This window comes from Streptococcus sp. CCH8-C6 (genome assembly GCF_001557225.1).
In the GTDB taxonomy this organism is placed as follows: domain Bacteria; phylum Bacillota; class Bacilli; order Lactobacillales; family Streptococcaceae; genus Streptococcus; species Streptococcus sanguinis_C.
In genome coordinates this window covers 1-210 of sequence record NZ_LSJN01000015.1, presented here as the reverse complement: position 1 = coordinate 210, position 210 = coordinate 1, and the positions used below count along the sequence as shown (strand labels likewise).

Here is a 210-nt window from a genome sequence, read left to right as displayed (position 1 = left end):
AGGTGAAAACTCCTGGTCAAAAAGGAGTGAAGACGATTGTCTACACCGTGACGAAGACAGCTGGCAAGGAAACAGGTCGTGTGAAGAAGAGTGAGTCGATCACCAAAGATCCTGTAGAAGAAGTGGTTGAAGTAGGAACAGGAGTCATCACAACTGAAGAAGTGAGCGAAACTGAAGTTCTGAAACATGGCAGCAAGACCGTTGAGAATC

At 46.2% G+C, this 210-nt stretch carries 1 protein-coding gene; it reads left to right on the top strand.

The window, feature by feature from the left end; genetic code table 11:
- Positions 1 to 210, top strand: a 210-nt coding sequence (locus AX677_RS00890; RefSeq protein WP_197416872.1) for a G5 domain-containing protein, incomplete at both ends; no start/stop codon positions are given.